The organism is Pseudomonas mandelii (assembly GCF_002251635.1).
In the GTDB taxonomy this organism is placed as follows: domain Bacteria; phylum Pseudomonadota; class Gammaproteobacteria; order Pseudomonadales; family Pseudomonadaceae; genus Aquipseudomonas; species Aquipseudomonas mandelii_B.
On record NZ_NMOJ01000103.1, the window covers coordinates 1 to 6,339 of the forward strand.

A 6,339-nucleotide genomic window follows, 5' to 3' on the forward strand; every position below is an offset into this window, starting at 1 on the left:
CATGAAAAGCCAACCCGATGTCGCCCGTATGGCGGCCGAGGTAGTGACGCAGTTACCNGTGCCCTCGCGGCTCGGCATGCTGCGTTTCGAACGGCTGAATGAAGCTAGCTGGGCACTCCTGTTTCTCGATCCCAATTGCGAACGACAGTTTGGTCTGCCGGCCGTGGAGCTTTGTGCCCTGGTCGACNCCCCNTACGCCAGCCTGATGGAACCTCAGGCGCGCTATCAACTGCACGACGCGATCCAGCAGCAACTGACCCAGAGTCCGCATTACCTGATCCGCTACAACCTGCACACCGCCAAAGGCTCCCTGAGTCTGCTCGAACTGGGCGAAGCCTACCGACAACACAATCGACACCTGCTGCGCGGCTACCTGATGGTCGTGGACGGCTTGTTCGAGGGTGAAGCACTGTTGCCGTCGCTGGACCTGGAAACCCAGAACTCGCGCCTGCAAATCGCGCTGGAACTCAATCAGCGCGCCCAGCTTGAGCAACTGCAGCATCTGGATCGGGTCCGCGCCCAGCAAGACTTGATCCTGCTGCTGACCCGTCAGCGCTACAGCTCCAACAATTCCCTACAAGAAGCCGCCGAACTGATCACCCGATGCGCCTGCGATATCTACGAAATCGACTGCGCGAGCCTGTGGAACCTCGACGGCTCGCTGCTGGTGCCGATCTCGGCCTATCACCGAGCCTCCGGGGATTATCAACTGCCGGATCCGATCGACGTCAGCGGCTTCCCGGGTTACCTGGACGCCTTGCACAGCAGCCGCGCTATCGATGCGCACAACGCCATGCGCGACCCGCGTACCCGGGAAATGGCCGAACACCTGCGCCCGCGCGATGTGAACGCGATGCTCGACGCCAGTATCCGCGTCGACGGCCAGGTGGTCGGCGTGCTGTGCCTGGAACAGACCGGCGCGACCCGCGCCTGGCAGTCNGATGAGATCGCCTTTGCCGGCGAGCTGGCAGACCAGTTCGCGCAAGTGATCAACAACCACAACCGCCGCACCGCCACCAGCGCGCTGCACCTGTTCCAGCGTGCGGTTGAGCAAAGCGCCAACGCGTTTTTGCTGGTCAACTGTGACGGCGTGGTGGAGTACGTCAACCCGAGCTTCACGGCGATCACCCAGTACAGCACCGAAGAAGTCCACGGCCAGCGGCTGTCGGAACTGCCGGCCCTGGAAAACCTCAGCGAACTGCTATTCGACGCGCCGTCGAGCCTGGCCAAGAGCAACAGCTGGCAGGGTGAATTCAAGAGCCGGCGCAAAAACCTGGAACCCTACTGGGGCCAGCTGTCGATCTCCAAGGTGTATGGGGACAACCGTGAGCTGACCCACTACATCGGCATCTACGAAGACATCACCCAGACCAAGCTGGCCCAGCAACGCATTGAACGCCTGGCGTACACCGACAACCTGACCAACCTGGGCAACCGCCCGGCGTTTATCCGCAACCTTGATGAACGCTTTGCCCGCGACAGCGACAGCCCGATCAGCCTGCTGCTGGTAGACATCGATAACTTCAAGCGGATCAACGACAGCCTCGGCCACCAGACCGGCGACAAGCTGCTGATCAGCCTGGCCCGCCGCCTGCGCAACAGCCTGAGCCCGAGTGGCAGCCTGGCGCGGTTTGCCAGTAACGAATTCGCCGTACTGCTCGACAACACCGACCTCGCGGTGGGTCAGCAAGTCGCCAGCCAGTTGTTGGCAACCCTCGACAAGCCGATGTTCGTCGACAACCAGTTGATCAGTGTCACCGGCTCCGTGGGCCTGGCTTGCGCGCCATTACACGGCCGTGACCCGCAGACCCTGATGCGTAACGCCGGGCTCGCCCTGCACAAGGCCAAGGCCAACGGCAAACACCAGGTCCAGGTATTTACGGAGGCATTGAATGCCGAGGCCAGTTACAAGCTGTTCGTCGAAAACAACCTGCGCCGCGCCCTGACCCAGAACGAGCTGGACGTGTTCTACCAGCCCAAGCTGTGCCTGCGCAGCGGCCGCTTGCTGGGCATGGAAGCGCTGTTACGCTGGAACCATCCGGAAAAGGGCATGATCCGCCCCGATCAATTCATCAGCGTCGCCGAAGAAACCGGCTTGATCATCCCCATCGGCAAATGGATCGCCCGCCAGGCCTGCCGCATGAGCAAAGACCTCACCGCCGCCGGCCTGGGCAATCTTCAGGTGGCGATCAACTTGTCGCCCAAGCAGTTCTCCGACCCGGACCTGGTGGCGTCCATCGCCAACATCCTCAAGGAAGAAGCGCTGCCAGCGAACCTGCTGGAACTTGAGCTGACCGAAGGCTTGCTGCTGGAAGCCACCGAAGACACGCGCCTGCAGCTGGATCAATTGAAGAGCTTTGGCCTGACCCTGGCCATGGATGACTTCGGTACCGGCTACTCGTCGCTGAGCTATTTGAAAAAATTCCCCATCGACATCATCAAGATCGATCGCAGCTTTATCCACGAAATTCCGGATAACCAGGACGACATGGAAATCACCTCAGCGGTGATCGCCATGGCCCACAACCTCAAACTCAAGGTGGTGGCGGAAGGCATCGAGACCGCCGAGCAGCTTGCGTTTTTGCGGCGTCACCGCTGCGACGTCGGCCAGGGCTACCTGTTCGACCGCCCGATCCCCGGCGCCGAGCTGATCGAAAAACTCAAGCGCTACCCGCGCGGCCCGCTCGTCTGACATAACACCGCAAAATCCCTGTGGAGCACCCCCAATCCCTGTGGGAGCGAGCTTGCTCGCGATGGCGGCGTGTCAGCCAGCATCCATATCCCTGATCCACCGCTATCGCGAGCAAGCTCGCTCCCACAGGGGCACACGGGTAGTGCGTAACCGGCCAGCATTGGGCAAACTGCGTGTCTGACAATTTACATTCAANCTGACTGAGAGGACTGATCATGGTCTTGCGCTCGGAAATTCTGGTGAACAAAAACGTGCTGCCTACTCAAGAACAAGCTTTGCCTGGCCGTGAAACGCCAATGAACCTGCCGGAAAAGCACTTCGTCCACGACGCCCCGCTGCTGGGCCCGTTCGCGATGGACGTGGATTTCGCGATCTTCGGCCTGGGCTGCTTCTGGGGTGCGGAACGCAGGTTCTGGCAACGTGAAGGCGTGGTCAGCACGGTAGTGGGTTATGCCGGCGGCTACACGCCGAACCCGACGTACGAAGAAGTCTGCTCGGGCCTGACCGGCCACAGCGAAGTGGTACTGGTGGTGTTTGACCAAGACAAGATCAGCTATGAAGAACTGCTGAAAATGTTCTGGGAACTGCACAACCCCACGCAAGGCATGCGTCAGGGCAACGACATCGGCACTCAATATCGCTCGGTGATCTATGCGACCAACCCGACGCAGCTGGAAGCGGCCAGGCACAGCAAGGACGTGTTCCAGGCTGAGTTGACCAAGGCTGGGAAAGGCGAAATCACCACTGAGATCGACGAAGCCCCGACGGTCTACTTCGCCGAGGCGTACCACCAGCAGTACCTGGCGAAGAATCCNGAAGGGTATTGCGGGATTGGCGGTACGGGCGTTACCTGCCCGATCTGATTTTCGAGCCCTGAAAGCATCGCGGGCAAGCCCGCTCCCACAGGTTTTATGTTTGACCCCATTTTTGGGATCGACATAAATCCCTGTGGGAGCGGGCTTGCCCGCGATGGCGTCCTATCAGACGCCACTCATGCAATTGATTAACTCTCAGCAATCAACCAATCCATCTGCCACCCACCCTGGGTCTGNCCAAGCTTCTTGGACAGCCACGGCAGCAACTCACGCAATTCCTCCTCCAACCCCCACGGCGGATTGGCAATCGCCAGGCCCGAGCCGTTCAGGGTATTGGGCGTGTCCAGCGGATGCACCAGCAACTCCACCCGCAGTAACTTCGGCGCACCAGTGCCAGCCAGATCCTGATAGAACCGCCGCAACAGGCGCTGGTCCTTCACCGGGTACCAGATCGCCGCCACGGTTTGGCGCATCCGGCCAATCGCCTCTTTCAGCGATGCCGCACATCGCTGCATCTCATCGAGCTGCTCGAACGGCGGATCAATCAACATCACCGCCCGCTTCTCCTGCACCGGCAACATCGCACGCGGCACATGCCAGCCCTCGCCCAGGTGCACTTTGACCCGGCGATCACCTTTCATGTTGTCCTTGAGCAGCACGCCGTCTTCCGGGTGCTTCTCATTGAGCAACACACGGTCCTGGGGCCGCGTGAGGCGGCGCGCCAGCTCCGGCGAGCCCGGGTAGTAACGCAACTGGCCATCCGGGTTCATTTCGTGCAGCACGCGCATGTAGTCGGCGGTCAGCGGCGGCANATCGCTTTCACCCCACAGACGCGCGATGCCTTCCAGGTATTCACCGGTGCGGNTCGCCTGNTCGCCCTGCAAGTCNTACAGACCAATCCCGGCGTGGGTGTCGAGGTAGGCAAACGGCTGCTCCTTGCGCGACATCAGGGCGATGAGGCGGGTCAAGGTCAGGTGTTTGAAGACATCGGCGTGGTTGCCGGCGTGNAAGGCGTGACGATAATTCATGATTGCTCCTGCGAAGGGCGGGAAGTTTACCTTGTACCGAGGCGAACGTCAGGGGTTCGCGGCTGAGCGGGCAACTGCCGACACGCAATCTCACGTCAATCCAAGAGCCTGTGGCGAGGGGGCTTGCCCCGGTTGGGCTGCGCAGCAACCCCAAAACATCCCAGCCAACCTCGCCACATCCTGCCCTTAGTCCGATTACACATGAGTGCGAAGATCGGACCGACCTAACGCCCGTAAAAATGGAGATTTACATGGGACGGAAAATGATTGGTATCGGTGCGCCTACCTCAACCGGCGGCTCGGTACTGGAAGGGAATGTCGGTATCAACATCGATAGCGCTGTAAGTACCTCTTCCATTGGACACTTGGCAAGTTGCCCAGCCTGCAGCAAAGGAAAAGGCCCCATCATCGCGGTCGGGCCCAGAACCATCACGTTACCGGCCGGATTGGTTGCCCTGGAAGGTGACTACGTTGCCTGCGGCTGCCCTCCACAATCCAACAAGGTGATGTCCGCTCAGTCATCTGTATATGGTGGAGCAGAGCACAACAAAGCAGATTTTTCAGGTATCACTGCCGTGCTCAATCGTCCCAAGTCCATCACCGATATTTCTTTGTCCTATGGCGATGAGCAGATTCCTGTTAAGTCAGTTTCCCGGTTTTACACCGACTTGAATATTCATGTGACAACCTCGGGTTATTTGCCCGGCGAGACGGTTACCGTCAACATTAGCGGCCCCACCGAAAAAGCGCTGACAGGGATAGTCGGGGTCAAGGGCGTAGCCATCATCCCAAATGCATTCGCAAGCGAAATAATTGACATGGAAGGGGAAGCATAATGGCTCAAGTGGTTATCAACGCCGGCGGAGTGTCTTCCAGCATCTCAGTTAAAAGGCCTCGTTTCAGCACGCTATGGAACGCATATGCAGAAGTAGGTAATAAAGGCTCAGTCGAGGTTTACGGACTTGTCGGAGGCGGAGTCGAAGCGGCAAGAGCGGAAAAACCTGATGCTTATGCGAATGCCTGCGCACTGAGGATAAGCAGAGCTTTTAATTACGGCGGATATAAAATCCCCAAAGGCACGATCATACAAAACCAGCCCATCTATCGACTGAGTGGAGCGGACCAGCTTCCCTACATAATGAAGGTGGTCGATTTCCTCGCTTTTCTTAGGCATAACTGGGGCGAGCCCGACCACACGCTGACGCAAACCAATTCAAATTTTATAAATGGAAAAAAGGGCGTCATTGTCATGGAAATCAACGGATGGAGCGACGCGTCAGGCCACGCAACCCTTTGGAACGGGAGCGTTACCGGTGACGACAGTGACTACCACAGGCAAGACAGCCATACCTATGACAATCCAAGGGTAAAGCTGGAAAAAATAAACTTCTGGGAGTTGAAAGGATGACAAGCTCGCGGCTAGTTGTGCTGGCACTGCTACTCGTTTCAGGGCAAGCCTTATCTGCAGAAATCAATATCGATAAGGCGCGAGAAACCCTTAAAGATTATGGATTGGCCAACTGTATTTCCAGCCAGTTCAAGAACGAGTCAGACATCAAATCTGACATTGGACTTGCGATTGGCGCCTACTCGTCGATGGGCAAAGGTCAGCATCTAATCATTCAAAACGAGGACACCCTCGAGGTCACACACGACCCTTACGCAGAAACCGAGAAGTACATGCGTAATGCCTATGCAAAGACCTCGTCCCTCAGCAAGCATTCTGATAAAAAAATGGTTTTTTATGGTTGCCTAGAGGTTTACAACTCCAAGGAGTTCGATGCATTCATTCAATCCAAGAGCC

The 6,339-nt window shown here is 58.0% G+C and carries 6 protein-coding genes; 5 read left to right on the plus strand and 1 reads right to left on the minus strand.

Going from position 1 to position 6,339, the window contains the following annotated elements:
* The first annotated feature begins 1 nt into the window (after position 1).
* The gene (locus B7L09_RS14965) at positions 2 to 2,692 is read left to right on the plus strand and encodes a sensor domain-containing phosphodiesterase (protein ID WP_094469468.1); all 2,691 of its coding nucleotides are present in this window, start codon (positions 2 to 4) and stop codon (positions 2,690 to 2,692) included.
* 215 nt (positions 2,693 to 2,907) lie between these two features.
* Entirely contained in the window at positions 2,908 to 3,555 is a 648-nt protein-coding gene (gene msrA / locus B7L09_RS14970) for a peptide-methionine (S)-S-oxide reductase MsrA (RefSeq protein WP_094469469.1), read from the plus strand.
* 140 nt (positions 3,556 to 3,695) lie between these two features.
* Here msrA and B7L09_RS14975 read toward each other — a convergent pair whose 3' ends face one another.
* Positions 3,696 to 4,535: a 23S rRNA (adenine(2030)-N(6))-methyltransferase RlmJ gene (locus tag B7L09_RS14975; protein ID WP_094469470.1), complete on the minus strand. Its 840-nt coding sequence runs from the start codon at positions 4,533 to 4,535 to the stop codon at positions 3,696 to 3,698.
* Between the two features lie 251 nt (positions 4,536 to 4,786).
* Between B7L09_RS14975 and B7L09_RS14980 the strand changes: the two genes are divergently transcribed.
* The 3 genes from B7L09_RS14980 to B7L09_RS14990 form a co-directional block, all read left to right on the plus strand.
* On the plus strand, positions 4,787 to 5,371 hold the full coding sequence (locus tag B7L09_RS14980; protein WP_010464316.1) for a PAAR domain-containing protein: 585 nt from the start codon (positions 4,787 to 4,789) through the stop codon (positions 5,369 to 5,371).
* Positions 5,371 to 5,943 carry a type VI secretion system amidase effector protein Tae4 gene (locus B7L09_RS14985; protein WP_010464318.1) on the plus strand — a complete coding sequence of 191 codons (573 nt, stop codon included), beginning with the start codon at positions 5,371 to 5,373 and terminating at the stop codon, positions 5,941 to 5,943. Before B7L09_RS14980 ends, B7L09_RS14985 begins: the two co-directional genes overlap by 1 nt.
* Positions 5,940 to 6,339: T6SS amidase immunity protein Tai4 family protein (locus B7L09_RS14990; RefSeq protein WP_094469471.1), on the plus strand; the 400-nt coding region annotated here is incomplete at its 3' end. The genes B7L09_RS14985 and B7L09_RS14990, both read left to right, overlap by 4 nt.

Excerpts from the sequence above, each read along its gene's own strand:
- B7L09_RS14980 (WP_010464316.1), top strand. The coding sequence starts at position 4,787 with ATGGGACGGAAAATGATTGGTATCGGTGCGCCTACCTCAACCGGCGGC.
- B7L09_RS14985 (WP_010464318.1), top strand. The coding sequence starts at position 5,371 with ATGGCTCAAGTGGTTATCAACGCCGGCGGAGTGTCTTCCAGCATCTCA.